The sequence below is a fragment of the Xenophilus sp. Marseille-Q4582 genome, assembly GCF_916700565.1.
Lineage (GTDB): Bacteria > Pseudomonadota > Gammaproteobacteria > Burkholderiales > Burkholderiaceae_C > Xenophilus.
Genome location: NZ_CAKAKO010000001.1, coordinates 914,302 through 938,855 on the forward strand (window position 1 = coordinate 914,302; position 24,554 = coordinate 938,855).

Below are 24,554 nucleotides of genomic sequence, written 5' to 3' on the forward strand. Positions count from 1 at the left end.
GCGGCGCACACGCGTTGTTGCAGCCCGTTCAGCGACGCATGCCACGCCTTGGGGGGTGGATGGGCGCCGAGGGGCCGCAAGGCGGGCGGCTCGCCGCCGGCGGCGATTTCTGCGCAGCGCCCCGCCATGCTGGCACGGGGTGCGCGCCGGCGGCTCCGCGGCCCGAGCCGCCAGCGCGCGGCGCGGGCGGTCGGCTGCACAGCCCCCCGGTCAGACCCGCCCGGGCGGAGCGCTTGCGCGTTCGCGCCGTGGCGCTGCAGGCGGGCGCGGCCTCAATGCAGAGGCCGTGCTTGCCTCTTCGGCGCCTGGGCGGCCTCCAGCGCGGCCAGCCGGTCCAGTTCGGCGCACACGTCTTCCAGGCGGCCCGACAGCAGCACGCGGCCACCGGGGCGCGGTGCGCCTGCTTCAGCCACGCGCACCACGCGCAGGGGGCGGCTGGGCAACACGGCGCAGCGGCCGGTGCGCTCCGCCGGCGCGCCGGCGGCGCCGGCCGGGCTGGGGCGCACCCGCACATAGCGCAGGTCGGCTTCCAGCTCCACCGGTACGGCGCGGCGGCGGCGGCGCCTGCCGGCCGCAGGCATCCAGCGATGCGCCAGCGACTGCAAAGGTGTGAACAGATCGGACAGGGCGAGCAGAGCGATTCCCATGTGAACTCCTGGAGTGAGGGGTGGAACACAGGCAGGATTCAACGGAGAAGCCGCTGCGCCAGGGTGATGGCCCTTGCCGGCCATACGCCCGCCACCTGGCGCAGCGCCGATGCCTTACATCAGCATCGTGTTGCGGATCAGGCCGACGGCCAGGCCCTCGATCTCGAAGGGCTCGCCGGGCTCGACGATGATGGTGGGGTAGTCGGGGTTCTCGGCGTGCAGCTCGATCACGTCCTTGTTGCGCTTGAGGCGCTTGACGGTGACTTCCTCGCCCAGGCGCGCCACGATGATCTGGCCGTTGCGCGCTTCCTTGGTGGCCTGCACGGCGAGCAGGTCGCCGTCCATGATGCCGGCGTCGCGCATGGACATGCCGCGCACCTTGAGCAGGTAGTCCGGCTTGTGCTGGAACAGCGTGTTCTCCACGTAATAGGTCTGGTCCACATGCTCCTGCGCCAGGATGGGCGAGCCCGCGGCCACGCGACCGACCAGCGGCAGCGCCAGCTGCGCCAAACCCGGCAGCGTGAACTGGTGGCTGCGCGATTCCTGCAGGCTGCGCAGGGCCTGGCCGCGCAGGCGGATGCCGCGCGAGGTGCCGCTGACCAGTTCGATCACGCCCTTGCGCGCCAGCGCCTGAAGATGCTCTTCGGCCGCGTTGGCGGACTTGAAGCCCAGTTCGGCCGCGATCTCGGCCCGCGTGGGCGGCGCGCCGGTGCGTGCGATCGCGGCCTGGATCAACTCCAGGATCTGCTGCTGCCGGGCGGTAAGCTTGGCGGCGAAGGACGAAGCGTTGAGCACGTTGGAACTCCTGCGGCAACACGGCCGGTGGACGCTGAACGAAACGCTGATGGATCAGGAAACCTGTGTGTCCATTCAGTCACTGTATTTTTAACCAGGTTCTGGCCCGCTGGCAAGCAGGAGGATGGTGCCCATGACGAGCGATGTGCAACAGGCGCCCGAGCCCCCAGGGGCGGGGATGGCGCAGGCGCCGGGCCCGCGGCGCGTGAGGGTGCTGGGCACGGGCGGCACGATCGCCGGGGCGGCGGCCGAGGCCGGCGATGTGCTGGGCTACACCGCCGGCCAGATCGGCGTGCAGCAGTTGCTGGGCGGTATCGCGGTGCCGGGCGTGGCGTTGCAGGCCGAGCAGGTGGCCAACATCGACAGCAAGGACATGGACTGGGCCGTGTGGCAGGCCCTGGCCGGCCGCTGCGCGCACTGGCTGGCGCAGGACGCGGTCGACGGCCTGGTCATCACGCACGGCACCGACACGCTGGAAGAAACGGCCTTCTTCCTGCACCACGTGCTGGACGCGCGCAAGCCCGTGGTCCTGACCTGCGCCATGCGCCCCGCGACGGCGCCGGCGCCCGACGGCCCGCAGAACCTGCGCGATGCCATTGCGGTGGCGGCCACGCCGCAGGCGCGCGGCGTGCTGGCCGTGTGCGCGGCGCGCGTGCATGTGGGCGCGGAGCTGCGCAAGAGCCACACCTACCGGCTGGACGCCTTCAGTGCCGGCGACCATGGCCTGTTCGGCGACATGGAGGAAGGGCGTCTGCGCCGGCTGCGCGAGTGGCCGCGGTCCGCCGCCAGTGCCCGCCGGCTGCAGGCCGTGCTGGCCGCGCCGCAGCCGCCGCGCGTGGAGATCATCGGCAGCCATGCCGGCGCGAGCGGCCGGCTCGTCGACCTGCTGTTGCGCGAGCGGCAGGCGCAGGCCCCGGATGCCGTGCAGGGCCTGGTGCTGGCCGGCACGGGCAACGGCACGCTGCACCATGCCCTGGAAGCGGCCGCGCTGCGCGCGCAGGCCGCGGGCGTGACGGTGTGGCGCAGCACCCGCTGCGCCGCGGGGCGCGTGCTGCCCCATGCGGGCGATCGCTTGCCCGGCGCGGGGGACTGGACGCCCGTGCAGGCGCGCGTGGCCCTGCAACTGGCCCTGCTGGAAGGCCGGCGCGACGCGGCGCTGTAAGGAAGAAAGGCGCGCGCCTTTCCTGAAAGAAAAAAGCCCCCGCATACGGTACGGAGGCTCGGGCGGGAGCGTGCAGCCAGCCGGGCGAGGGCCGCTGCGGCGACGCGGGACCTCAGCTCGACAGGGCCTGCAGGGCGCGCTGCGTGATCTCGTCCACCGTGCCCACGCCGCTGATCGCGCGGTACTTGGGGGCGGCGGCCGGGTCCTGCCTCGCCCAGCTGGCGTAGTAGTCCACCAGCGGCCGCGTCTGCTGGCTGTAGACGTCCAGGCGCTTCCTGACGGTCTCTTCCTTGTCGTCCTCGCGCTGGATCAGGTCTTCGCCGGTCACGTCGTCCTTGCCTTCCACCTTGGGCGGGTTGAAGCGCACGTGGTAGGTGCGCCCCGAGGCCGGGTGCGAGCGGCGGCCGCTCATGCGCTCGATGATGTCGGCGAAGGGCACGTCGATCTCGAGCACGTAGTCCAGCTTCACGCCCGCGGCCTTCATGGCGTCGGCCTGCGGGATGGTGCGCGGGAAGCCGTCGAAGAGGAAGCCCTGCGCGCAGTCGGGCTGGGCGATGCGTTCCTTCACCAGATTGATGATCAGGTCGTCGCTGACCAGGGCGCCGGCGTCCATGACGGCCTTGGCCTGCAGGCCCAGCGGCGTACCGGCCTTGACGGCGGCGCGCAGCATGTCGCCGGTGGAAATCTGCGGGATGCCGTACTTCTGGCAGATGAAGGCCGCTTGCGTGCCTTTTCCGGCCCCAGGGGCTCCCAACAAAATCAGTCTCATGCTGTCCTCGAGGTTTTTTTGAAATCGTTCGCAGGCTTGGGAGCCGCGTGCGCCGTGCAGGGGCGCAGTTGCGCTTGAGGATAGCATGCACCCGTCGGGCGCCGCGTCGCGCAGGGCGTGACGCATGGAGGCGCGGTGCGCCAGGGCGGCCGCCCCGGGAGGCGCGCCGCGGCCCTCAGCCCGCAAAGAGCGCGCGCACGCGGGCCAGGTCTTCGGGCGTGTCCACGCCGGCGCCGGGCGCCGTCGCGCTCACGTGCACGGCGATGCGGTGGCCATGCCACAGCACGCGCAACTGCTCCAGCGATTCGGTCAGCTCCAGCGGCGACACCGGCAGCGCCGGAAAGCGCCGCACGAAGCCCGCACGGTAGCCGTACAGGCCGATGTGCCGCAGTGGCGCCGGCGTGGGCAGGGCGCGCGGCCCTTCCCCGGGGCGGCTGCCGTCGCGCCACCAGGCGATGGGCGCGCGGCTGAAGTAGAGCGCCAGCCCCTGCGCGTCCAGCACCACCTTCACCACGTTCGGGTTGGTGAAGTCCTCGAGCCGGTCGATGGGATGGGCGGCCGTGCTCATGGGCAGCGCGGGGTGCGCGGCCAGCAGGTGGGCGACGGCGTCGATCAGGGCCGGCTCGATCAGCGGCTCGTCGCCCTGCACGTTGACCACGACCGCGTCGTCGGGCAGCGCGAGCAGGGCGCAGGCTTCGGCCAGCCGGTCGCTGCCGGTGGCATGGTCGGTGCGCGTGAGCAGCGCCTGCACGCCGTGCGCCGCGCAGGCGTCGGCGATGCGCGCATCGTCGGCCGCGACCACCACGCGCGCGGCCTGCGACTGCGCCGCCCGCTGCGCGACACGCACCACCATCGGCAGGCCGCCGATGTCGGCCAGCGGCTTGTCGGGCAGGCGCGTGGAGGCCAGGCGCGCCGGAATCAGGACCGTGAAGCTCAAGACAGAGACTCCCCAATTGCCACTTCGTGTGCGGCGCGGCCTCTCGAGGGGGCGCGAGCCTGTTGCTCCGGCGCTGCGCTCAAAGCCCCAGTTCCTCGTCGCTCAGCGGGCGCGCTTCGTTTTCGAGCAGGATGGGGATGCCGTCGCGCACCGGGTAGGCCAGGCGCGCGCTGCGCGACGCCAGCTCCTGCTTCTCGGCGTTCCAGCTCAGCGGCCCCTTGGTCACGGGGCAGACCAGCAATTCAAGCAGCTTGGTGTCCATGGGCGGATGATAGTCGGCTGCCCTGGCCGAGCAGGGTCTCAAGGCGGGCATCGAGCGCGGCGAAGAAGGCGGCCTCGGGCGCGAAATGCAGCGGCACGGCCAGCGCTCCCGGCGCCACGCGCCACAGCTTGGCGGCGTCCTTCTCGGTGCACAGCAATTGCGCCCCTTCGGGCCAGGGTGCCGGCGCTTCGAAATCGTGGTGATCGGGCAGTGCGATGCACTGCGCCGGCTGCACGCCGCGCGCGCGCAGCATGTCGAAGAAGTTCTGCGGCTGGGCGATGCCGGCCACGGCCACCAGGTCCTGCCGCGACGCGAGTTCCGCCAGCGGAACGCGCTGGCCGTCCCGCCCCACGGCCGCATCGGCCAGCGCCCGCTGCGCCGTGAAGCCCGCGAAGGCCGGGCGCGCACCGGTGTGCAGCACCAGGTCGCAGGGGCGCGGCCAGCTCTCGCGCAACGGGCCGGCGGGCAGCCACCAGCCATTGCCGATGCCGCGGTCGTCGAAGACGCAGATCTCGAGGTCGCGCGCCAGCGCGAGGTGCTGCAGGCCGTCGTCGCTCACGATCAGCTGCAGTTCGGGGTGGGCGGCCAGCAAGCGGCGGCCGGCGGCCGCGCGGTCGCGGTCCACGGCCAGCGGCGCGCCCGTGGCGCGCGCGATGAGCAGCGGCTCGTCGCCGGTGTCGCGCGGGTCGCTGCCCGGCTGCACCAGCAGGCCTTCCGGGGTGCGGCGGCCATACCCGCGCGAAACCACGCCCACGCGCAGCCCGCGCCGCTGCAGGTGCTGCACGAGCGCGATCACCACCGGCGTCTTGCCCGCGCCGCCGGCCACCACGTTGCCGACCACCAGGACGGGCACGGGCAGGCGGTGCGTGGGCTTCCAGCCGCGCCGGTAGGCCAGCCGGCGGCCAGCCCCCAACGCGCCGAAGAGCAGGGCGAAGGGCGACAGCAGCCAGGCCAGCGGGCCGCGGCGCCGCCAGGCGCGGTGCAGCAGATCGGCCGCCGCGCTCATGGGAAGGGCGGCGGTGCCAGGGCCTGCGACGGGCCGGCCGCGCGCATGGGGATCCGTGAAGTCAGGGCGGCGGCGATCAGTTCGCCGCGCGCGCCGCCGACTGGGCGGCAAAGGTGATCTGCATGAGGCCGGCGCGGCGCGCGGCCTCCATCACGGTGATCACGGACTGGTGCGGCGCGGTGGCGTCGGCGCTGATGATGACCACGCTGTCCTTCGCGCTGCCCGCGGCGGCGCCCAGCGCAGCGGCCATGCCGTCCACGCCGCGGTCGGGCAGCACGGTCTTGTTGACCGCGTAGCGGCCGTCGGCGCCCACGGCCACGATCACTTCCTTGGGCCGGTCGCGCTGCTGCTCGGTGTCGGCCACGGGCAGGCGCACTTCCATTTCGGTGAACTTGCTGTAGGTGGTGGTCAGCATCAGGAAGATGAGGATCACCAGCAGCACGTCGATGAACGGGATCAGGTTGATCTCGGGCTCCGGCGTGGACCCGCGGTCGAAGCGCATGCGGCTCATGGCAGCGGCGGCTTCAGCGGCGCACGCGCGCCAGGTGGCGGGCGAATTGCTCGCCGGCCAGCTCCATCTTCAGCAGGTATTCGTCCACGCGGCCGCGGAAGTAGCGCCAGAAGATCAGCGCCGGAATGGCGACGATCAGGCCGAAAGCGGTGTTGTAGAGCGCGATGGAGATGCCGTGTGCCAGCTGGCCCGGATTGCCCGACACGCCGCCGCCCGCGGTCGGCGCCTGCGAGCCGAAGATCTCGATCATGCCGATCACCGTGCCCAGCAGGCCCAGCAGCGGGGCCGCCGAGGCAATGGTGCCCAGCGCGGGCAGGTAGCGCTCCAGCCGGTGCGCGACGCTGCGGCCGGCCGACTCCATGGCCTGGCGCACGTCGTCGTCGCTGCAGGCGGGGTTGGCATTCACGGCGCGAAAGCCGGCCGCCAGCACCGTGCCCAGCGCCGAGCCCTGTTCCATGCGCGTGACCACGTCCGGGCCCGGCACGCCGGCCTGCGAGGCCGTCATCGCTTCCTGGAGGAGTTGGGGAGGCAGCACCTTGGCCGGCTTGAGGCTGACGAAGCGCTCGATGATCAGCGCGAGGGCGACGACGGAGCAAATGAGCAGCGGCCAGATCGGCCAGCCAGCAGCAACTATGATCGAAAACAAGAGCTTCCTCCGGGCGCACGGCCCCGCGTTTTTGCGCGGCGATTATGACCGAGCCCCCCGGGCCGCCGCGCGTGGAGCGGCACGCGGCATCGGGCTGTGGATCACGCACATTTTCTGTGGACAACTTTGTGATTAACCCCGTTGGAAAGTGCTCCGGAGCCGCATGGGCCGGGGCCTGCAACAGATCGACGCAATTTTGAGCAGCATTTTTTTCAATGGTGACGGGCACTTGCACGGCAACCCGGGGCTTTGCGAGGGGCTTTTCCTCCTGGGCAGCAGCCTTCGCGCGGCCTGTGGAGCCCTGACGGCCCGTCCCCGGAGCGCGGCATGAGCGCCTGGCCGCCTTCCGACGGTCCGGGCACCCGCGTCTGGGCGGTGGGCGCGCTGTGCCGCGCCGTGGCCGATGCGCTGGACGCGCGCTTCAACCCGGTGGCCGTGCGCGGCGAACTCTCCGGCTTCATGCGGGCGGCCAGCGGCCACTGCTACTTCACCCTCAAGGACGGTGCGGGCCAGATGCGCTGCGCCATGTTCCGGCGCGCCGCGCAGCTGCTGGACTTTTCGCCGCGCGACGGCGACCAGGTCGAGCTGCGGGGCCGGCTGGGCGTGTACGAGGCGCGCGGCGAACTGCAGCTCGTGGTCGAGAGCCTGCGCCGCGCCGGGCAGGGCTCGCTGTTCGAGCAGTTCATGCAACGCAAGGCCCGGCTGGAGGCCGAAGGCCTGTTCGAGGCCGCGCGCAAGCGGCCGCTGCCGCCGTGGCCGCGGCGCATCGGGCTGGTCACGTCCGCCGGCGCGGCGGCCCTGCATGACGTGGTCACGGCGCTGCGCCGCCGCGCGCCGCATCTGCCGGTGGTCTTCGCGCCTGCGTCGGTGCAGGGCGCGCAGGCGCCGGCCGAACTGATCGCGGCGCTGGAAGCGCTGTGCCGGCTGCAGCCGGCGGTCGACGTGATCCTGCTGGTGCGCGGCGGCGGCGCCATCGAGGACCTCTGGGCCTTCAACGACGAGGCCCTGGCGCGCGCCATCGTGCGCAGCCCGGTGCCCGTCGTGGTGGGCGTGGGGCACGAGACCGACTTCAGCATCGCGGACTTCTGCGCCGACCTGCGCGCACCCACGCCCACGGCCGCGGCCGAACTGGTGGCCGCGCCGCGCGAGCAGCATCTGGCGCTGCTCGATCACCTGCAGGGCCGGCTGCGCGATGCGCTGCTGGCCCAGGTGGATCGGCAGGGGCAGCGGCTGGACCGCGTGGCGGCGCGCCTGGGCCGGCCTTCGGCGCTGGCGGCGCGCCAGCAGGGGGCGCTGCAGCACCGGGCGCAGCGCCTGCGCCATGCCGCGCGGGCCCAGTTGCAGGTGGCGCTGCGCCGCCATGAGGCGCAGCGGCAGGCCCTGCCCGCAGCGCTCGCGGCGGCCCTGCAGTCGCATCGCCACCACCTCGACCGCGCGGCACTGCGCCTGGGGCTGCTGGACCCGGCGCTGGTGCTGCAGCGCGGCTATGCCTGGCTGACCGACGCGCAGGGCCGGGCCCTCACGCGCGCGGCCCAGCTGGCGGCCGGCGATGCGGTGCAGGCCACGCTGGCCGACGGCCAGGCGCGCATGACAGTCACCGCCGTGGGGTCGGGCGTGCCTGCGGCGCCCACGGCCGCCAATCGTTCCTAGAATCCCGCTTCCCCCATTTCCAACCAACCCACGAGCTTCAAACATGGAACACGTTCTGCCTCCTCTGCCGTATGCCATCGATGCGCTGGCGCCCGAGTACTCCAAGGAAACGCTGGAGTACCACCATGGCAAGCACCACAACGCCTATGTGGTGAACCTGAACAACCTGCAGAAGGGCACCGAGTTCGAGAACATGACGCTCGAGGAGATCGTCAAGAAGTCCAGCGGCGGCATCTACAACAACGCGGCCCAGATCTGGAACCACACCTTCTTCTGGAACTGCATGAAGCCGCAGGGCGGCGGCGCGCCCAGCGGTGCGCTGGCCCAGGCCATCGACGCCAAGTGGGGCAGCTTCGATGCCTTCAAGGAAGCCTTCGTGAAGTCGGCCGTGGGCAACTTCGGCTCCGGCTGGACCTGGCTGGTGAAGAAGCCCGACGGCAGCGTGGACATCGTGAACACGGGCGCCGCCGGCACGCCGCTGACCACGAACGACAAGGCCCTGCTCACGGTCGACGTCTGGGAGCACGCCTACTACATCGACTACCGCAACCTGCGCCCCAAGTTCGTGGAAACCTTCCTGGCCAAGCTGGTCAACTGGGAATTCGCCGAGAAGAACTTCGCCTGAACGCCGGCGTCGCGCTGCGTCAAAAAGCCGGCCCTTGAGCCGGCTTTTTTCATGCGCGCCCGGCGCGCGTTTCACCGGTCCCCGGCGTGCGACTGCCGGGGCCAGGCGCCGTGCGGCGCGCCGGCCATCGGCCCCCGGCCGCAAAAAAAAGCCCTGTCATTCCGTATTGCGGTAAACGATTGCGAAAACGGCATGAACGCATGCCGCGCACGACGCACAATCCACGGGCCTGCAGGCGTGGGCGCGCAGCCGTGCGCGCGCGGCTGCCTTTCGCTGTGATTTCCTGGAGATAACCGAGATGAGCACTCAGAAGCCAACCATCATCTACACGCTGACCGACGAAGCCCCGCTGCTGGCCACCGGCGCGTTCCTGCCCGTGATCCGCACCTTCACCCAGCCGGCCGGCATCGAGGTGGCCACCAGCGACATCTCCGTGGCAGGCCGCATCCTGGGCCAGTTCCCCGAACTGCTGACCGAAGAACAGCGCGTGCCGGACAACCTCGCGGAACTGGGCAAGCTCACGCTCAAGCCCGAGGCCAACATCATCAAGCTGCCCAACATCAGCGCCTCGGTGGCCCAGCTCAAGGCCGCCATCAAGGAACTGCAGGACAAGGGCTACAAGATCCCCGACTATCCCGAGAACCCCAAGACGGAGGAGGAAAAGGCGATCCGTGCGCGCTACAACAAGTGCACGGGCTCGGCCGTGAACCCGGTGCTGCGCGAGGGCAACTCCGACCGCCGCGCACCCAAGGCCGTCAAGGAATACGCGCGCAAGAACCCGCACAGCATGGCCGAGTGGAGCCAGGCCTCGCGCTCGCACGTTTCGCACATGCACGGCGGCGACTTCTACCACGGCGAGAAGTCGATGACGCTGGACAAGGCGCGCGACGTGAAGATGGAGCTCATCACCAAGAGCGGCAAGACCATCGTGCTCAAGCCCAAGGTCTCGCTGCTGGAGCGCGAAGTCATCGATTCGATGTACATGAGCAAGAAGGCGCTGCTCGAGTTCTACGAAAAGGAGATCGAGGACGCGCACAAGACGGGCGTGATGTTCTCGCTGCACGTGAAGGCCACGATGATGAAGGTGTCGCACCCCATCGTGTTCGGCCACTGCGTGAAGATCTTCTACCGTGACGCGTTCGAGAAGCACGGCAAGCTCTTCGACGAGCTCGGCGTGAACGTGAACAACGGCATGATCGATCTGTACAACAAGATCGCCACGCTGCCGCAGAGCAAGCAGGACGAGATCAAGCGCGACCTGCACGCCTGCCACGAAGGCCGCCCCGAGCTGGCCATGGTTGACTCGGCCAAGGGCATCACCAACTTCCACTCGCCCAACGACATCATCGTCGACGCCTCGATGCCGGCCATGATCCGCAACGGCGGCAAGATGTGGGGCGCCGACGGCCGCCTGAAGGACGTGAAGGCCGTGATGCCCGAGTCCACCTTCGCCCGCATCTACCAGGAGATCATCAACTTCTGCAAGTGGCACGGCGCCTTCGATCCGAAGACCATGGGCACGGTGCCCAACGTGGGCCTGATGGCGCAGCAGGCCGAAGAATACGGCTCGCACGACAAGACCTTCGAGATCCCTGAGGACGGCGTGGCCAACATCACCGACCTGAACACCGGTGAAGTGCTGATGAGCCAGAACGTGGAAGCCGGCGACATCTGGCGCATGTGCCAGACCAAGGACGCCGCGATCCGCGACTGGGTCAAGCTGGCCGTCACGCGCGCCCGCAACTCGGGCATGCCGGTGGTGTTCTGGCTGGACAGCTACCGCCCGCACGAGGCACAGCTCATCACCAAGGTGAAGATGTACCTGCACGAGCACAACACCACGGGCCTGGACATCCAGATCATGAGCCAGGTGCGCGCGATGCGCTACACGCTCGAGCGCGTGATCCGCGGCCTGGACACCATCAGCGCCACGGGCAACATCCTGCGCGACTACCTCACCGACCTGTTCCCGATCATGGAACTGGGCACCTCGGCCAAGATGCTGTCCATCGTGCCGCTGATGGCCGGCGGCGGCATGTACGAGACCGGTGCCGGCGGCTCCGCGCCCAAGCACGTGCAGCAGCTGGTGGAAGAGAACCACCTGCGCTGGGACTCGCTGGGCGAGTTCCTCGCGCTGGCGGTGAGCCTGGAAGACCTCGGCATCAAGAACAACAATCCCAAGGCCAAGCTGCTGGCCAGGACGCTGGACGCCGCCACGGGCAAGCTGCTGGACAACAACAAGAACCCCAGCCCGAAGACCGGCCAGCTCGACAACCGCGGCAGCCAGTTCTACCTGGCGCTGTACTGGGCGCAGGAACTGGCCGCGCAGACCGAGGACGCCGAACTGGCGGCCAAGTTCGCGCCGCTGGCCAAGACCCTGTCCGAGAAAGAGGCGGTCATCGTTGCCGAGCTGAACGAAGTGCAGGGCAAGTCGGTGGACATCGGCGGCTACTACAAGCCCGATACCGCCAAGCTGGAAGCCGTGATGCGCCCGAGCAAGACCTTCAACGAGGCGCTGGCCGCGGTGAACGGCTGAGCAGGCGCGCCAGCGGTGAGCGGCCGCTGAGTGCCTTTCGTGCAAAAGACAAAGGCCCTTCGGGGCCTTTTGTCGTTGGGCACGCGGCGGGGCCCGGCTCAGCGGCGGGCCGCGTCGAAGGGGGCGCCGCCCAGCTTGCTGCCGGCCCGGATGGCACGCCGCTCGAACCAGCCCTGGTTCATTTCCAGCACGTAGCGCACCGGCTTCGTGGAGCAGTGCGAATCGAGCGTCTGCGGCTTCATGTCGGCCAGGTTCACGATGGTGCCGTCGTCGGCGACGAAGGCCGCCGTGAGCGGCAGCAGCGTGTTCTTCATCCAGAAGCACTGCACGCCGGGCTGCTCGAAGACGAAAAGCATGCCTTCGTGCTGCGGCATCTCCTTGCGGAACATCAGGCCGGTGCTGCGCTGCGCGTCGGTGGCGGCGACCTGCGCGTCGATGACATGCATGCCGGCCGAGATCTTCACGCGCGGCAGGTCCATCTGCGGCCGGTTCGCCGCGGGCTGGGCCAGGGCTGCGCCGACGCTCAGCGCGGCGGCGACGAGGGTGAGAAGCGCTTTCATGGCCGCATTGTGCGGCCTCGGCGCGCGCCGTGGTGGGCGTGGCGCGGCCAAGCGGCAGCAGCGGCCGTGCCGCCCGCGCGACTGTGCGGGAAGCCGCCGGCCGGCGCGCCGGGAAGGCGATGCATAGAATTCCCGGCTCGCGCGCGCATTCCTGCGCCTGTTCGCCTTTGCCGCGGCCTCTTTTTTCCGCGCTCCCGCTTCGCCCGCTCATGCCTTACCAGCACATCCAGTTGCCCGCCGATGGCCAGAAGATCACCGTCCAGGCCGATCAGACGCTGAACGTTCCCGACCGGCCGATCATTCCGTACATCGAAGGTGACGGCGTGGGTCGCGACGTGACGCCCGTGATGCTGAGGGTGGTGGACGCCGCCGTGGCCACCGCCTACGGCGAGCGGCGCAAGATCTGCTGGATGGAGGTGTTCGCGGGCGAGAAGGCCACGCGCCTGTACGGTGCCGACACCTGGCTGCCCGAGGAGACGCTGGACGCCGTGCGCGAGTACGGGGTGTCCATCAAGGGCCCGCTGACCACGCCCGTGGGCGGCGGCATCCGCTCGCTCAACGTGGCATTGCGGCAGGCGCTCGACCTGTATGTCTGCCTGCGCCCCGTGCGCTACTACCGGGGCGTGCCCTCGCCGCTGCGCGAGCCCGAGAAGACCGACATGACGGTGTTCCGCGAGAACTCGGAAGACATCTATGCGGGCATCGAGTTCGCGGCGCGGTCGGACAAGGCCCGGCAGCTGATCCAGTTCCTGCAGGACCAGATGGGCGAGCGCAAGATCCGCTTTCCCGAAACCTCGGCCATCGGCATCAAGCCGGTGTCCATCGAGGGCACCCAGCGCCTGATGCGCCGGGCGATCCAGTACGCCATCGACCACCACAAGCCCAGCGTGACCATCGTGCACAAGGGCAACATCATGAAGTTCACCGAAGGGGGGTTCCGCGACTGGGCCTACCAGGTGGCGGCGCAGGAATTCGGTGCGCAACTGCTGGACGATGGCCCCTGGATGCGCGTGAAGCATCCGCAGACGGGCAAGAACATCATCATCAAGGACGTGATCGCCGACGCCTTCCTGCAGCAGGTGCTGATGCGCCCGGCGGAGTACAGCGTGATCGCGACGCTGAACCTCAACGGCGACTACATCTCCGAGGCCGTGGCGGCGCAGGTGGGCGGCATCGGCATCGCGCCCGGGGCCAACCTCAACGACCGGGTGGCGATGTTCGAGGTCACGCACGGCACGGCGCCGAAGTACGCGGGCAAGGACTATGTGAACCCCGGCTCCAGCATCCTGTCGGCCGAGATGATGCTGCGCCACCTGGGCTGGACCGAAGCAGCCGACGTGATCGTGAAGGCCCTGGAGGCGGCGATCCAGCGCAAGAAGGTCACCTACGACTTCGCGCGCCTCATGGAGGGGGCGACGCAGGTCAGTTGCTCGGGCTTCGGGCAGGTGATGATCGACGCGATGGCCGAGTGAGGCCCCCCGCGCCGGGCTGAAGTGCCGGGCTTCAGCCGGCATGCCCCTGCCGGCTGTGGGCGGTTGCGCCGTTCGCCGCTGCGGCAGCGCCGGCCCGAACCGGCGGCCTCCTGCCGGCTCCCGCCCTGCGGCCGGCGCCGCTGGTGCAGGCCTGGGGGCCCGGCGGCCCGGCCGGCCGCCGCCCGGCGCGACGGCCCCTGTTGTGAAAACCGCAGCGCGCCCCCATCTCGGAAGGGGCAGCGCGGCGTGCGGCACGCCGTGGGCGCCCTCTATAGAATGAATTTCATGGCTACCAAAAATCCCTCCACGCCGCCCGCGGCGCCGGCCGTGCCCAGGCACGACGACGGCGGCTCGGTGGTGCTGGAGCGTCGTCCGCAGAAGACGGCACCGCCACGCATGTACCAGGTGGTGATGCTCAATGACGATTACACCCCGATGGAATTCGTGGTGGTGGTTCTGCAGGAGTTCTTCAACAAGGACCGCGAGACCGCCACGCAGATCATGCTCAAGATCCATCTGGATGGCCGCGGCGTCTGTGGGGTCTACCCCCGCGACGTGGCAGCCACCAAGGTGAACCAGGTGATGGAAGCCGCAGTGCAGGCCGGGCATCCGCTGCAGTGCGTGAGTGAACCGGTTGAATAAATCAGGGTCTCACCCATCTGAGGTCATCGCCCCATCACACAGCAAGGCAAAGGAAATCACATGATTGCCCAGGAACTGGAAGTCAGCTTGCACATGGCCTTCGTCGAGGCCCGCCAGCAGCGCCACGAGTTCATCACCGTGGAGCACCTGCTGCTCGCTTTGCTGGACAACCCGAGCGCCGCGGAGGTTCTGCGCGCATGCTCGGCCAACATCGATGATCTTCGTGCATCGCTGACCAATTTCATCAAGGACAACACGCCTCAGGTGGCGGGCACCGACGAGGTCGACACCCAGCCCACGCTGGGCTTCCAGCGCGTGATCCAGCGCGCCATCATGCACGTGCAGTCCACCGGCAACGGCAAGAAGGAAGTCACGGGTGCCAACGTGCTCGTGGCCATCTTCGGCGAGAAGGACTCGCACGCCGTCTACTACCTGCACCAGCAGGGCGTGACGCGCCTGGACGTGGTGAACTTCATCGCCCACGGCATCAAGAAGAGTGATCCGCCCGAGCCGGCGAAGGGCGGCGACGCACCCGCGTCCGAGGGCGAGGAAGGCGGCGCCTCGGAGAAGAACGAAAAGGCTTCGCCGCTGGAGCAGTTCACCGTCAACCTCAACCAGCAGGCCAAGGACGGCAAGATCGATCCGCTGATCGGCCGCGACTACGAGGTCGAGCGCGTGATCCAGATCCTGTGCCGCCGGCGCAAGAACAACCCGCTGCTGGTCGGCGAGGCCGGCGTGGGCAAGACCGCCATCGCCGAGGGCCTGGCCTGGCGCATCACGCAGGGCGACGTGCCCGAGATCCTGGCCGAGTCCAACGTGTACTCGCTGGACATGGGCGCGCTGCTGGCCGGCACCAAGTACCGCGGCGATTTCGAGCAGCGCCTGAAGGGCGTGCTCAAGTCGCTCAAGGACAAGCCCAACGCGGTGCTGTTCATCGACGAGATCCACACGCTGATCGGCGCCGGTGCGGCCTCGGGCGGCACGCTGGATGCGTCCAACCTGCTCAAGCCCGCGCTCTCGAGCGGCCAGCTCAAGTGCATCGGCGCGACCACCTTCACGGAGTACCGCGGCATCTTCGAGAAGGACGCCGCGCTGTCGCGGCGCTTCCAGAAGGTCGACGTGGTCGAGCCCACGGTGCCCGAGACCATCGAGATCCTCAAGGGGCTCAAGAGCCGCTTCGAGGAGCATCACAGCGTCAAGTACGCCGTGGCGGCGCTGCAGGCGGCAGCCGAACTGTCGGCCAAGTACATCAACGACCGGCACCTGCCTGACAAGGCCATCGACGTGATCGACGAGGCCGGCGCGGCGCAGCGCATCCTGGCGCCTTCCAAGCGCAAGAAGACCATCGGCAAGACCGAGGTCGAGGAGATCGTGGCGAAGATCGCGCGCATCCCGCCCGCGAACGTGAGCAACGACGACCGCAGCAAGCTGCAGACGCTGGAGCGCGACTTGAAGAGCGTGGTCTTCGGCCAGGACAAGGCGCTGGAAGTGCTGGCGTCGGCCGTGAAGATGTCGCGCTCGGGCCTGGGCAAGGGCGACAAGCCGATCGGCTCCTTCCTCTTCAGCGGCCCCACCGGCGTGGGCAAGACCGAGGCGGCGAAGCAGCTGGCCTTCATCATGGGCATCGAGCTGATCCGCTTCGACATGTCGGAGTACATGGAGCGCCATGCGGTGAGCCGCCTGATCGGCGCGCCCCCGGGCTACGTGGGCTTCGACCAGGGCGGCCTGCTGACCGAGGCCATCACGAAGAAGCCGCACGCGGTGCTGCTGCTCGACGAGATCGAGAAGGCGCATCCGGACATCTTCAACGTGCTGCTGCAGGTCATGGACCACGGCACGCTGACGGACAACAACGGACGCAAGGCCGACTTCCGCAACGTCATCATCATCATGACGACGAACGCGGGCGCCGAGACCATGAACAAGGCGACCATTGGCTTCACCAACCCGCGCCAGGCCGGCGACGAGATGGGGGACATCAAGCGCCTGTTCACGCCCGAGTTCCGCAACCGCCTGGACGCCATCGTGAGCTTCAAGGCGCTGGACGAGCAGATCATCCTGCGCGTGGTCGACAAGTTCCTGCTGCAGCTGGAAACGCAGCTGGCCGAGAAGAAGGTGGAAGTCACCTTCAGCGACAGCCTGCGCAAGCACCTGGCCAAGAAGGGCTTCGATCCGCTGATGGGCGCGCGCCCGATGCAGCGCCTGATCCAGGACACGATCCGTCGCGCGCTGGCCGACGAACTGCTCTTCGGCCGCCTGACCGAAGGCGGGCGCCTGGGCGTGGACCTGGACGACAAGGACGAAGTCCTGCTCGACATCCAGCCGCTGCCCAAGAAGGAAGGCCGCAACAAGCCCGAGGCGGAAGAGACGGCGGCCGGGTGATCCGCATCGCCGCCGTGGCTGCGGAACGCGCCGCCTGCGGCGCGTCCTGACAGAAAGGGCCGGTAGCATCGCTGCCGGCCCTTTTTTCGTCTGCTCGGAGGCGCCCCGCGGCGCCCGCCAGACCCACCCCTTCGATCTCACGCGTGACCCTGCCCGAACTCAGCGACGCCTGGAAAACCGGCCTTTCGCTGGCCTGGACCTTCTACATCGCCGTCCTGTCCGTCTGGATCGTGCTGCAAAAGCGCACGCCGGTCGCCACGCTGGGCTGGATCCTGTCGCTGTCGGCGCTGCCCTATGTGGGCTTCGGCGTCTACTACTTCTTCGGCCCGCAGCGGCTGCGCAAGCAGCGCCTCAAGCGCCTGCGCGTGCGCGCGAGCGCGTATGGCGCGCGCGACCTGGCGCTGATCAGCCGTGCCGCGCACGAGGCGCCGCCCGTGCTGCGCCAGCTCGCGGCCCTGGGCACCGCCAGCTGCGGCCTGCCGCTGTCGAGCGCGACCGCCGCCGACCTGCTTTCGGGCGGTGCCGCGACCTTCGACGCCATCCTCGAGGCCGTCGACGCGGCGCAGCACCACATCCACCTCGAGTACTACATCTACGAGCCCGACGGCATCGGCACGCAGCTGCGCGACCGGCTGGTGGCGCGTGCGCGGGCCGGCGTGCAGGTGCGGCTGCTGATCGACGCGCTGGGCTCCAAGCGCGTGGGCCGCCAGTTCCTGGCGCCGCTGCGCGAGGCGGGCGCGCAGATCGCGCTCTTCCACGACTCGCGCATCGGGCGCCGGCTGCGGCCAGTCATCAACTACCGCACCCACCGCAAGATCGTGGTCTGCGATGGCTGCATCGGCTTCACGGGCGGCGTGAACATCACCGACGAAGAAGACCGGCGGGCGCGTGCCGATGCGTACCACGACGTGCACCTGCGGCTGGAGGGCGCGGCCGTGCGCTGGCTGCAGACCACCTTCCTCGAGGACTGGGCCTACGCCACGGGCGAGCGGCCGCGCGGCCTGGGCGGCGAGCTGCTGTCGCAACTGCTGCCCCAGCTGGACGCGGGCCGCATCCCGGTGCAGATCGTCAGCAGCGGCCCCGACACGCCGCTGGAGCCCATCCATCGCCTGCAGGTGGCGGCCATCCACAGTGCCACGCAGCGCTGCTGGCTGACCACGCCGTACTTCGTGCCGACCGAGGCGGCGCTGATGGCCTTGACCAGCGCCGCGCTGCGCGGCGTGGACGTGCGCCTGCTGGTGCCCGAGCGCAGCGACTCGCGCATCGTCACGGCCGCCGCGCGCTCCTACTTCGCCGAGCTGATCGCCGCTGGCGTCAAGATCTGGGAATACCGCGAGCGCATGCTGCATTCCAAGACGCTGGTGGTGGACGAGCATTGCGCCATGATCGGCACGGCGAATTTCGACCAGCGCAGCTTCAGCCTCAACTTCGAGGTGATGGCGGTGGTGTACGGCCCCGCGCTGACGCAGCCGCTGACGGCCCAGTTCGAGGCTGATCTGGAGCACGCCTTGCCGGTGCGCCGCCGCCGGCCGCGCTTTGCCCGCCGGCTGGGCGAGGCCGGCGCGCGCCTGCTGTCCCCGCTCCTGTAGGGACAGCCGCGCGGCGTCAGGGGTGGTCGTCCATCGGCACCAGCTGCGAAGCGCGCAGCCGGCTCGGCGCGAGGGCGCCGGCCGAGTCGAGGATAGGATAGGCGATCGAGCAGATGTGCGAGTTGATGCGCTTCAGGTCGCTGATCAGGTCGATGTGCAGCGAGCTGGTCTCCATGCTCGGGGTCGCGCGGTCCATCAGCCGCGCCAGGTGCGTGTTCGCATAGGCGCGCTCCAGGTCGCGAAAGCGCGCCTTTTCTTCCAGCAGCTTCTGCGCGTCGCGCACGTTGCCGTTGAGGAACACGCTCATGCCCAGGCGCAGGTTGGCGACCAGGCGCTCGTGCAGTTCCACGATCTCGGCCATGCCGGCCTCGGAGAAGTTGCGCTGCGGCCGGATCTTCTTGTCCTCGATGTCGGTGATCACCCGCTCGATGATGTCGCCCACCTGCTCCATGTTGATGGTGAAGCTGATGATGTCGGTCCAGCGCTTGCTCTCTTCCTCGCCCAGCGCCTCGCGCGAGATCTTGGTCAGGTAGTACTTGATGTCCGAGTAGAGCTGGTCGACCGTGTCGTCCATCTTGCGCAGCTCCTCGGCCAGCCGCAGGTCGTTGGTGCGGATCACGGCGAGCGTGCCGATCAGCATGGTTTCCACCACGTCGGCCTGGTGCAGCGCCTCGCGCGCGGCGTTGGAGATGGCCAGCGACGGCGTGGACAGCGCCGATGGATCCAGATGCCGCGGCCGGCTGGTGGCGGGCGAGGCCGGCGGCGTGGGCAGCAGGCGCTGGGCCAGGCGGGCGACCGGCGTCGTGAGTCCGATGAAGAGCACGCTGGTGACGATGTTAAAGGTCAGGTGGAAGAACACCACCAGCTGCGTCGGCCCGCCCACATGCGGCTGCAGGTAGCGCAGCCACAGCCCCAGGAAGGGCGCGGCCAGGGCCACGCCCAGCATCTTGAACAGCAGGTTGCCCACCGTCACCTGGCGCACCGTCACGGCGGACTTGGCCGTGGTCAGCACGGCCAGGATGCCGCTGCCCAGGTTGGCCCCCAGCGTCAGGCCCAGCGCCACGTCCAGCGGCACCACGGCCGAGGCGGCCATGGCCGCCACCAGCAGCACCACGGCCAGGCTGGAATAGGCCAGCACCGAGAGCGCGGCGCCCAGCGTGATCTCCAGCAGCAGGTCGCTGGTGATGGACGCGATCACCGCGCGCATGGCCTCGCTTTCGAAAAGCGGGCCGGTGGCCTGCACCACGAGCTGCAGCGCGAGCAGCATCAGGCCCAGGCCGATGAGCACGCGGCCGAAGCGCCCGGTCGCGCTTTCGGGCCGCGTGATGGACAGCACCACGCCCGTGAAGATGAACAGCGGCGAGAGCCAGGACAGGTCGGTGGAGAACAGCACCGACATCAGCGCCGTGCCCACGTCCGCGCCGCGCATCACGGCCAGCGCGGCGGGCAGCGTGATCAGGCCCTGGCCGACGAAGGACGAAGTCATCAGCGACGTGGCCGTGCTCGATTGCACGAGGGCCGTGACGCCGATGCCCGCCAAGGCGGCCGAGAAGCGGTTGCCCAGGCTGCGCTGCAGGTAGCGCCGCAGATTGCCGCCGAACACGCGCAGCACGCCCGTGCGCACGAGGTGCGTTCCCCACACCAGCAGCGCGACTGCTGCGAGCAAGTTCAACAGGTGTTTCATTGCCGGGCTGTTTTCTCCTTTTTTCCGGGCGACGAGCATTGTGCGCCCTGGGCCCCGCCGTTGCCGAAGCCGGAGACGTGCGCTCCTGTCGGACGGAGGCGGCATGCCGACGGCGCCCCGCAGGCCCGCCGGGCGCCGCAGGCGTCAGTCGATCAGCGCGCCGTTGTCGTGGAAGGGGTAGGGCCCCTCGAAGGTGCCCGAGGCCGCCAGGTGCGTGACCAGGCGATGGCCATCCCACGCATGCACGCGAAAGCCCGGGGGCTCGAGCGTCCAGGCCGAAGGCGCCTGGGGCTGCAGGTCCAGGCAGACCTGGTGGCCTGGCGCGGGCGAGGTGGAGGCGATGGTGCCGCCGAAGCGCACGTCGATCGCGCGGTGCAGGTGGCCGCAGATGATGCGCTCCACGTTCGGGTGCCGGGCGATGATCGCTTCCATCTCGTCGGCGCCCTCCAGCAGACCGATGTCGTCCATGTGGCCGATCAGCGTCCTGAAGGGCGGATGGTGCATGGCCACGACCACGGGTTCGTGCCGGCAGCGGTCCAGTTCCGCCGCCAGCCAGTCCAGGCGCGTGCGGCACAGGCGGCCGTGCGGTTGGCCGGTCTCGGCCGTGTCCAGCGCGATCAGGCGCAGCGGGCCCACCTTCACGCTGTACTGCACGTAGCCTTCGCTGCCCAGGTAGCCGTGGTCCGGGAAGCTGCGGCGCAGTTGCTCGCGCTCGTCATGGTTGCCGGGCAGCAGGTACACGGGCATTCGCAGCGGCGCCAGCAGCGCCTTCAGGTGCGCGTACTCGGCGGCGCGGCCGAAGTCGCTCAGGTCGCCCGTCACCACCACGGCATCGGCGCTCTGGCGCAGCGCCAGCACGCTTTGCACGGCGCGTTCCAGGTAGGGCGCGGTGTTGATGCGGCCATAGGCCAGGCGGCCCGGCTCGCGGATGTGGAGATCGGTCAGCTGGACCAGGAAGGTGGGGTTCACGCGCGGGCTCCCTGCGCTTCTTGCGCACTCATGAATCGTTCGGCAGGAATGTGGATGCCGACCTCGTCGCCGGCCCGGAAGGGCGCGTCGCGGCCCAGGTCGGCCAGCAGGTCGGCCTGGTCGCTCAGGCTCAGGCGCAGCTGCACGCGGTCGCCCAGGAAGGTGCGCTGCGCCACGCGCGCGCGGCCCCAGCCGGACTGTAGGGCGCCGACCTGGATGTCTTCCGGGCGCACCAGCAGCCGCGTGTCGGCCAGCGCGCGCGGGCAGCCCAGCGCGGTGCCGCCCACCGGCACCGCGCCTGCTGCGGCAGCGTCGGCACTGCGCTCCAGGCGGTTCACGCGGCCCAGGAACTCGGCCACGAAGGGATGGGTGGGCGCGCGGTAGAGGTCTTCGCCGCGGCCCACCTGCACGATGCGGCCGGCCTGCATCACGGCCAGCCGGTCGGCGATGGCCATCGCTTCCTGCTGGTCGTGCGTCACGTGGATGGCCGTGATGTGCAGGCGGCGCAGCAGCTCCGCCAGCTCGTCGCGCAGCGACTCCTTGAGCTTGGCGTCCAGCGCGGCCAGCGGCTCGTCCAGCAGCAGCACGCGCGGGCGCACCGCCACGGCACGCGCCAGGGCCACGCGCTGGCGCTGCCCGCCCGACAGTTCGCCGGGCCGCTTGTGCTGCAACTGCGTGAGGCGCGTGAGTTCCAGCAGTTCGCCCACCACGCGCTGTTCCTCGGCCTTGGCGGTGCCGCGGATGCGCAGGCCGTAGCCGATGTTGGCGGCCACGCTCATCTGCGGGAACAGGGCGTAGCTCTGGAACACCATGCCGACATTGCGCTGTTCGACCGGGCGGTGCGTCACGTCCTGGTCGCCGAAGCGGATGCGCCCGCCCTCGTCCAGTGTTTCCAGGCCGGCGATCAGCCGCAGCAGCGTGGTCTTGCCGCAGCCCGAGGGGCCGAGCAGGGCCAGTACCTCACCCGCTTCCACGTGCAGGTCGGTGGGCTGCAGGCCGCGGGTGCCGTCGGCGTAGGTTTTGGAGCAGTGGTCCACGTGGACCGGGATGCGTTCAAGTTCCATGGCGTTTGCGGATCAGGTCGGCCAGCGACTGCAGGCCCCAGAGCACGGGAAGGATGACGATGAAGAAGACCAGCGTGTAGGCCGAGCCGATCTCGATGCGCATGGAGGCATAGCTGTCGGCCAGGCCCACGGGCAGCGTGCGCGTGACGGGCGTGTGCAGCATCCAGGTGAGGTTGAATTCCCCCACCGAGAGCGTGAACACCATCAGCGCGCCGGCCACGATGGCCGGGAACACGGCGGGCACCAGGATGCCCATGAAGCGCTGCACGAAGCTGGCGCCCAAGGTGCGGCCGGCCTCTTCCAGCGCCACGAGGTCGCCCTGCTGGAAGGCCGAGGCCACGGTGCGCACCATGAAGGGCAGCGTGAACACGATGTGGCCCACCAGGATGAAGCCGAAGCTCTGGCGGAACCAGGTGATCTGGCCGTAGGCCAGGATCAGCGCCAGCGCGGTGGCCAGCCCGGGCACGGCCACCGGCAGGGTCAGCAGTTCCTCGAAGGCGCGGGCCCAGCGCGAGCGGCTGCGTGCCAGCGCGTAGGCGCAGGGCACGCCGATGATCACCGTGCCGATCACGCAGGCCGTGGCGAGCACGAGGGACCAGCCCACGGTGCTGCCGTAGACCTCCCACACCTCGCCGAGCCAGCGCAGCGTGAGGCCGCTTTTCAAGCCCACGCTGTAGTTGTTGACCAGGCCGGCCATCACCGACAGCCCCATGGGCGCGATCATGAACACGCTGACGATCAGCGTGATCGTGAGCAGGAAGGGCGAGCGGGCGTTGTTGTTTCGCATGAGACGGCCCTCCTCAGCGCACGCTAGGGTTGCCACTGAAGTGGCGTGCCAGGAACAGCACGAACCAGGTCACGATGCCGAGCGCGATCGACAGCGAGGCCGCGAGCGCGAAGTTGGCGTAGTTGGTGAACTCGTTGTAGATGGTGATGGGCAGCACCTCGAATTTGGCTGAAAGCGTGAAGGCCGTGCCGAAGGCGCCCATGGAGGTGGCGAACACGATGGCGCCGCAGGCCAGCGTGGTGGGCGCCAGCTCGGGCAGCCAGACGTCGCGCACCACCTGCAGCCGCGAGGCGCCGAGCGAGCGCGCGGCCTCTTCGAGCTGCGTGTTCATCGATTCGGCCGCCGCCGCATAGGTCGCGATCGCGCGCGGCAGCGAGAAGTACAGGTAGGCCAGGAACAGGCCCAGCAGACCATAGGCGAAGGTCAGCCGTTCACCACCCAGGGCTTCGGAAATGTCGGCCACCAGCCCCTGCCGGCCGCCCAGCAGGATCACGAAAAAACCAATGATCACGCCGGGGAAAGAGAGCGGCAGCGTCAGCAGCGACAGCAGCACGCGCTTGCCCGCGAACTGCCGGCGCGCCAGGTAGATGCCCACCGCGGCACCCAGCGCCAGCGTGGCCAGCGTCACCCCCAGCGACAGGCCCAGCGTGTTGAGCATGCTTTCCAGGTAGCGGCTGTCCGTGAGCACCACGAAGTAGGTGCGCCAGCCTTCCTCGGCTGGCAGCGCCAGCAGACGCAGCACGGGCAGCAGCCAGAAGGCCAGGAAAAAGGCGGCCGCCGGGGCCGCACAAATCCACACCAGCCTGCGTTGCTGGGCGCTCAACGCACTTCCTTCAGGTAGCGGGCCGAGAAGTCGCGCTGCGCGTCGGCCATGCTGGCGTAGTCCACCGTCTTGGCGCGTGCGTATTCGCTGGCTGGCAGGAACTGGGCTTCCACGTCCTTGGGCATGGCGCTGGCGCGCACCGGGCGCAGGTAGGCCTTGGCCCAGATCGCCTGGCCCTCGTCGGACAGCACGAAGTCCAGCACCTTGGCGGCGTCGGCCTTGTGCGGCGCGTTCGCCACCAGGCTCATCACGTAGGGCACCACCACCGTGCCTTCGGCCGGGATCACGAACTGCACGTTCGCCTTGTCCTTGTACTTGGCGCGGTAGGCGTTGAAGTCGTAGTCCAGCAGGATCGCGATCTCACCCGACAGCACGCGCGCGTAGGAGGTCTGCTTGGGCACGATCGGGTCGTTCTTCTGCAGCGCCTTGAAGTAGTCGATGCCGGGGCCGAAGTTCTGCATGCTGCCGCCGCGCGCCTGGTTCACGGCCACCGCGCCCACGTAGCCCACGAAGGCCGAGGCCGGGTCCAGGTAGCCGACGAGGCCCTTGTACTCGGGCTTGAGCAGGTCGGCCCAGGACTTGGGCACCGGCTTGCCCTTGAGCGCGTCCACATTGACCATGAAGCCCAGCGTGCCCGAATGGATGGTGAACCAGTGGCCGGCCGGGTCCTTCAGGCCGTCGGGAATCTCGTTCCACGCGGCGGGCTTGTGCGGGGCCACCACGCCGTCCTTCTGCGCCTGGATGGCGAAGGTCACGCCCAGGTAGGTCACGTCGGCCACCGGGCTGCGCTTTTCCGCCACCAGCTGGGCCAGCGACTGGCCCGAGTTCTTGTTGTCGGCCGGCACCGTGACACCGGTCTTGGCCTTGATGGCGCGCAGTTGCGTACCCCAGTCGGCCCATTCGGTGGGGCAGTTGTAGCAGATGGCGGTCTGGGCGAAGGCGCTGCCGGTGGCGAGCGTCGCGGCGAGGGCGGCGATACGGCCCAGGCGTCGGAGGGTGGGGGACATGGGAACTCCTTGGATGAGGGGAGATGGAG

At 69.5% G+C, this 24,554-nt stretch carries 23 protein-coding genes; 8 read left to right on the forward strand and 15 right to left on the reverse strand.

Annotated elements, in window-relative coordinates; genetic code table 11:
* Nucleotides 1-272: 272 nt before the first annotated feature.
* Together LG388_RS04210 and lexA are read right to left on the reverse strand one after the other, a co-directional pair.
* Nucleotides 273-647, reverse strand: coding sequence for a hypothetical protein (locus tag LG388_RS04210; protein ID WP_225781569.1), 375 nt, complete (start codon nt 645-647; stop codon nt 273-275).
* A gap of 114 nt (nt 648-761) precedes the next feature.
* Nucleotides 762-1,442, reverse strand: a complete 681-nt coding sequence (gene lexA, locus LG388_RS04215; RefSeq protein ID WP_225781570.1) for a transcriptional repressor LexA — start codon at nt 1,440-1,442, stop codon at nt 762-764.
* 178 nt (nt 1,443-1,620) lie between these two features.
* Between lexA and LG388_RS04220 the strand changes: the two genes are divergently transcribed.
* Complete coding sequence (locus LG388_RS04220) at nt 1,621-2,604, forward strand: asparaginase (protein WP_225781821.1); 984 nt, start codon at nt 1,621-1,623, stop codon at nt 2,602-2,604.
* A 112-nt stretch (nt 2,605-2,716) separates the two neighbouring features.
* Here LG388_RS04220 and adk read toward each other — a convergent pair whose 3' ends face one another.
* From adk to LG388_RS04250, 6 genes are all read right to left on the reverse strand, one after another.
* A complete protein-coding gene (gene adk / locus LG388_RS04225) occupies nt 2,717-3,373 on the reverse strand; it encodes an adenylate kinase (RefSeq protein ID WP_225781571.1) in 657 nt (218 codons plus the stop codon).
* Between the two features lie 175 nt (nt 3,374-3,548).
* Nucleotides 3,549-4,310 (reverse strand): 3-deoxy-manno-octulosonate cytidylyltransferase, encoded by a 762-nt coding sequence (gene kdsB / locus LG388_RS04230; protein WP_225781572.1) that lies wholly within the window; start codon nt 4,308-4,310, stop codon nt 3,549-3,551.
* 79 nt (nt 4,311-4,389) lie between these two features.
* Entirely contained in the window at nt 4,390-4,572 is a 183-nt protein-coding gene (locus tag LG388_RS04235; protein ID WP_225781573.1) for a Trm112 family protein, read from the reverse strand.
* Entirely contained in the window at nt 4,553-5,578 is a 1,026-nt protein-coding gene (lpxK, locus tag LG388_RS04240; protein ID WP_225781574.1) for a tetraacyldisaccharide 4'-kinase, read from the reverse strand. The genes LG388_RS04235 and lpxK overlap by 20 nt, the downstream gene beginning before the upstream one ends.
* 76 nt (nt 5,579-5,654) lie before the next feature.
* A complete protein-coding gene (locus LG388_RS04245; protein ID WP_225781822.1) occupies nt 5,655-6,080 on the reverse strand; it encodes a biopolymer transporter ExbD in 426 nt (141 codons plus the stop codon).
* Between the two features lie 22 nt (nt 6,081-6,102).
* Nucleotides 6,103-6,735: a MotA/TolQ/ExbB proton channel family protein gene (locus LG388_RS04250; protein WP_225781575.1), complete on the reverse strand. Its 633-nt coding sequence runs from the start codon at nt 6,733-6,735 to the stop codon at nt 6,103-6,105.
* 327 nt (nt 6,736-7,062) lie between these two features.
* On the opposite strand from LG388_RS04250, the gene xseA reads away from it, so the two are divergent.
* The 3 genes from xseA to LG388_RS04265 all read left to right on the forward strand — a co-directional run bounded on the left by xseA (nt 7,063) and on the right by LG388_RS04265 (nt 11,546).
* Complete coding sequence (xseA, locus tag LG388_RS04255; protein ID WP_225781576.1) at nt 7,063-8,385, forward strand: exodeoxyribonuclease VII large subunit; 1,323 nt, start codon at nt 7,063-7,065, stop codon at nt 8,383-8,385.
* 43 nt (nt 8,386-8,428) lie between these two features.
* Entirely contained in the window at nt 8,429-9,010 is a 582-nt protein-coding gene (locus LG388_RS04260; protein WP_225781577.1) for a superoxide dismutase, read from the forward strand.
* A gap of 298 nt (nt 9,011-9,308) precedes the next feature.
* Entirely contained in the window at nt 9,309-11,546 is a 2,238-nt protein-coding gene (locus tag LG388_RS04265; protein WP_225781578.1) for an NADP-dependent isocitrate dehydrogenase, read from the forward strand.
* A gap of 98 nt (nt 11,547-11,644) precedes the next feature.
* On the opposite strand, the gene LG388_RS04270 is transcribed toward LG388_RS04265, so the two are convergent.
* Complete coding sequence (locus LG388_RS04270) at nt 11,645-12,106, reverse strand: DUF192 domain-containing protein (RefSeq protein ID WP_225781579.1); 462 nt, start codon at nt 12,104-12,106, stop codon at nt 11,645-11,647.
* Between the two features lie 209 nt (nt 12,107-12,315).
* Here LG388_RS04270 and icd point away from each other — a divergent pair, with 209 nt between their 5' ends.
* The 4 genes from icd to cls all read left to right on the forward strand — a co-directional run bounded on the left by icd (nt 12,316) and on the right by cls (nt 18,191).
* A complete protein-coding gene (gene icd, locus LG388_RS04275; protein WP_225781580.1) occupies nt 12,316-13,578 on the forward strand; it encodes an NADP-dependent isocitrate dehydrogenase in 1,263 nt (420 codons plus the stop codon).
* A 285-nt stretch (nt 13,579-13,863) separates the two neighbouring features.
* On the forward strand, nt 13,864-14,220 hold the full coding sequence (gene clpS / locus LG388_RS04280) for an ATP-dependent Clp protease adapter ClpS (protein ID WP_225781581.1): 357 nt from the start codon (nt 13,864-13,866) through the stop codon (nt 14,218-14,220).
* A 60-nt stretch (nt 14,221-14,280) separates the two neighbouring features.
* On the forward strand, nt 14,281-16,602 hold the full coding sequence (gene clpA / locus LG388_RS04285) for an ATP-dependent Clp protease ATP-binding subunit ClpA (RefSeq protein ID WP_225781582.1): 2,322 nt from the start codon (nt 14,281-14,283) through the stop codon (nt 16,600-16,602).
* A gap of 143 nt (nt 16,603-16,745) precedes the next feature.
* Nucleotides 16,746-18,191 carry a cardiolipin synthase gene (gene cls / locus LG388_RS04290; RefSeq protein WP_225781583.1) on the forward strand — a complete coding sequence of 482 codons (1,446 nt, stop codon included), beginning with the start codon at nt 16,746-16,748 and terminating at the stop codon, nt 18,189-18,191.
* Between the two features lie 16 nt (nt 18,192-18,207).
* Here the strand turns inward: cls and LG388_RS04295 are convergent, their stop codons facing one another.
* The 6 genes from LG388_RS04295 to LG388_RS04320 form a co-directional block, all read right to left on the reverse strand.
* Nucleotides 18,208-19,875, reverse strand: a complete 1,668-nt coding sequence (locus LG388_RS04295) for a Na/Pi cotransporter family protein (RefSeq protein WP_225781584.1) — start codon at nt 19,873-19,875, stop codon at nt 18,208-18,210.
* Nucleotides 19,876-20,019: 144 nt separating this feature from the next.
* Complete coding sequence (locus tag LG388_RS04300) at nt 20,020-20,844, reverse strand: phosphodiesterase (RefSeq protein ID WP_225781585.1); 825 nt, start codon at nt 20,842-20,844, stop codon at nt 20,020-20,022.
* Nucleotides 20,841-21,908 carry an ABC transporter ATP-binding protein gene (locus LG388_RS04305; protein WP_225781586.1) on the reverse strand — a complete coding sequence of 356 codons (1,068 nt, stop codon included), beginning with the start codon at nt 21,906-21,908 and terminating at the stop codon, nt 20,841-20,843. Before LG388_RS04305 ends, LG388_RS04300 begins: the two co-directional genes overlap by 4 nt.
* The gene (locus LG388_RS04310; protein WP_225781587.1) at nt 21,898-22,695 is read right to left on the reverse strand and encodes an ABC transporter permease; all 798 of its coding nucleotides are present in this window, start codon (nt 22,693-22,695) and stop codon (nt 21,898-21,900) included. The genes LG388_RS04305 and LG388_RS04310 overlap by 11 nt, the downstream gene beginning before the upstream one ends.
* Nucleotides 22,696-22,708: 13 nt before the next feature.
* The gene (locus LG388_RS04315) at nt 22,709-23,518 is read right to left on the reverse strand and encodes an ABC transporter permease (RefSeq protein ID WP_225781588.1); all 810 of its coding nucleotides are present in this window, start codon (nt 23,516-23,518) and stop codon (nt 22,709-22,711) included.
* A complete protein-coding gene (locus tag LG388_RS04320; RefSeq protein ID WP_225781589.1) occupies nt 23,515-24,525 on the reverse strand; it encodes an ABC transporter substrate-binding protein in 1,011 nt (336 codons plus the stop codon). Before LG388_RS04320 ends, LG388_RS04315 begins: the two co-directional genes overlap by 4 nt.
* Nucleotides 24,526-24,554 lie beyond the last annotated feature (29 nt).

Excerpts from the sequence above, each read along its gene's own strand:
- LG388_RS04210 (WP_225781569.1), bottom strand. The coding sequence starts at position 647 with ATGGGAATCGCTCTGCTCGCCCTGTCCGATCTGTTCACACCTTTGCAG.
- LG388_RS04220 (WP_225781821.1), top strand. The coding sequence starts at position 1,621 with ATGGCGCAGGCGCCGGGCCCGCGGCGCGTGAGGGTGCTGGGCACGGGC.
- adk (WP_225781571.1), bottom strand. The coding sequence starts at position 3,373 with ATGAGACTGATTTTGTTGGGAGCCCCTGGGGCCGGAAAAGGCACGCAA.
- LG388_RS04235 (WP_225781573.1), bottom strand. The coding sequence starts at position 4,572 with ATGGACACCAAGCTGCTTGAATTGCTGGTCTGCCCCGTGACCAAGGGG.
- lpxK (WP_225781574.1), bottom strand. The coding sequence starts at position 5,578 with ATGAGCGCGGCGGCCGATCTGCTGCACCGCGCCTGGCGGCGCCGCGGC.
- LG388_RS04245 (WP_225781822.1), bottom strand. The coding sequence starts at position 6,080 with ATGCGCTTCGACCGCGGGTCCACGCCGGAGCCCGAGATCAACCTGATC.
- xseA (WP_225781576.1), top strand. The coding sequence starts at position 7,063 with ATGAGCGCCTGGCCGCCTTCCGACGGTCCGGGCACCCGCGTCTGGGCG.
- LG388_RS04260 (WP_225781577.1), top strand. The coding sequence starts at position 8,429 with ATGGAACACGTTCTGCCTCCTCTGCCGTATGCCATCGATGCGCTGGCG.
- LG388_RS04265 (WP_225781578.1), top strand. The coding sequence starts at position 9,309 with ATGAGCACTCAGAAGCCAACCATCATCTACACGCTGACCGACGAAGCC.
- LG388_RS04270 (WP_225781579.1), bottom strand. The coding sequence starts at position 12,106 with ATGAAAGCGCTTCTCACCCTCGTCGCCGCCGCGCTGAGCGTCGGCGCA.
- icd (WP_225781580.1), top strand. The coding sequence starts at position 12,316 with ATGCCTTACCAGCACATCCAGTTGCCCGCCGATGGCCAGAAGATCACC.
- clpS (WP_225781581.1), top strand. The coding sequence starts at position 13,864 with ATGGCTACCAAAAATCCCTCCACGCCGCCCGCGGCGCCGGCCGTGCCC.
- clpA (WP_225781582.1), top strand. The coding sequence starts at position 14,281 with ATGATTGCCCAGGAACTGGAAGTCAGCTTGCACATGGCCTTCGTCGAG.
- LG388_RS04295 (WP_225781584.1), bottom strand. The coding sequence starts at position 19,875 with ATGAAACACCTGTTGAACTTGCTCGCAGCAGTCGCGCTGCTGGTGTGG.
- LG388_RS04305 (WP_225781586.1), bottom strand. The coding sequence starts at position 21,908 with ATGGAACTTGAACGCATCCCGGTCCACGTGGACCACTGCTCCAAAACC.
- LG388_RS04310 (WP_225781587.1), bottom strand. The coding sequence starts at position 22,695 with ATGCGAAACAACAACGCCCGCTCGCCCTTCCTGCTCACGATCACGCTG.
- LG388_RS04320 (WP_225781589.1), bottom strand. The coding sequence starts at position 24,525 with ATGTCCCCCACCCTCCGACGCCTGGGCCGTATCGCCGCCCTCGCCGCG.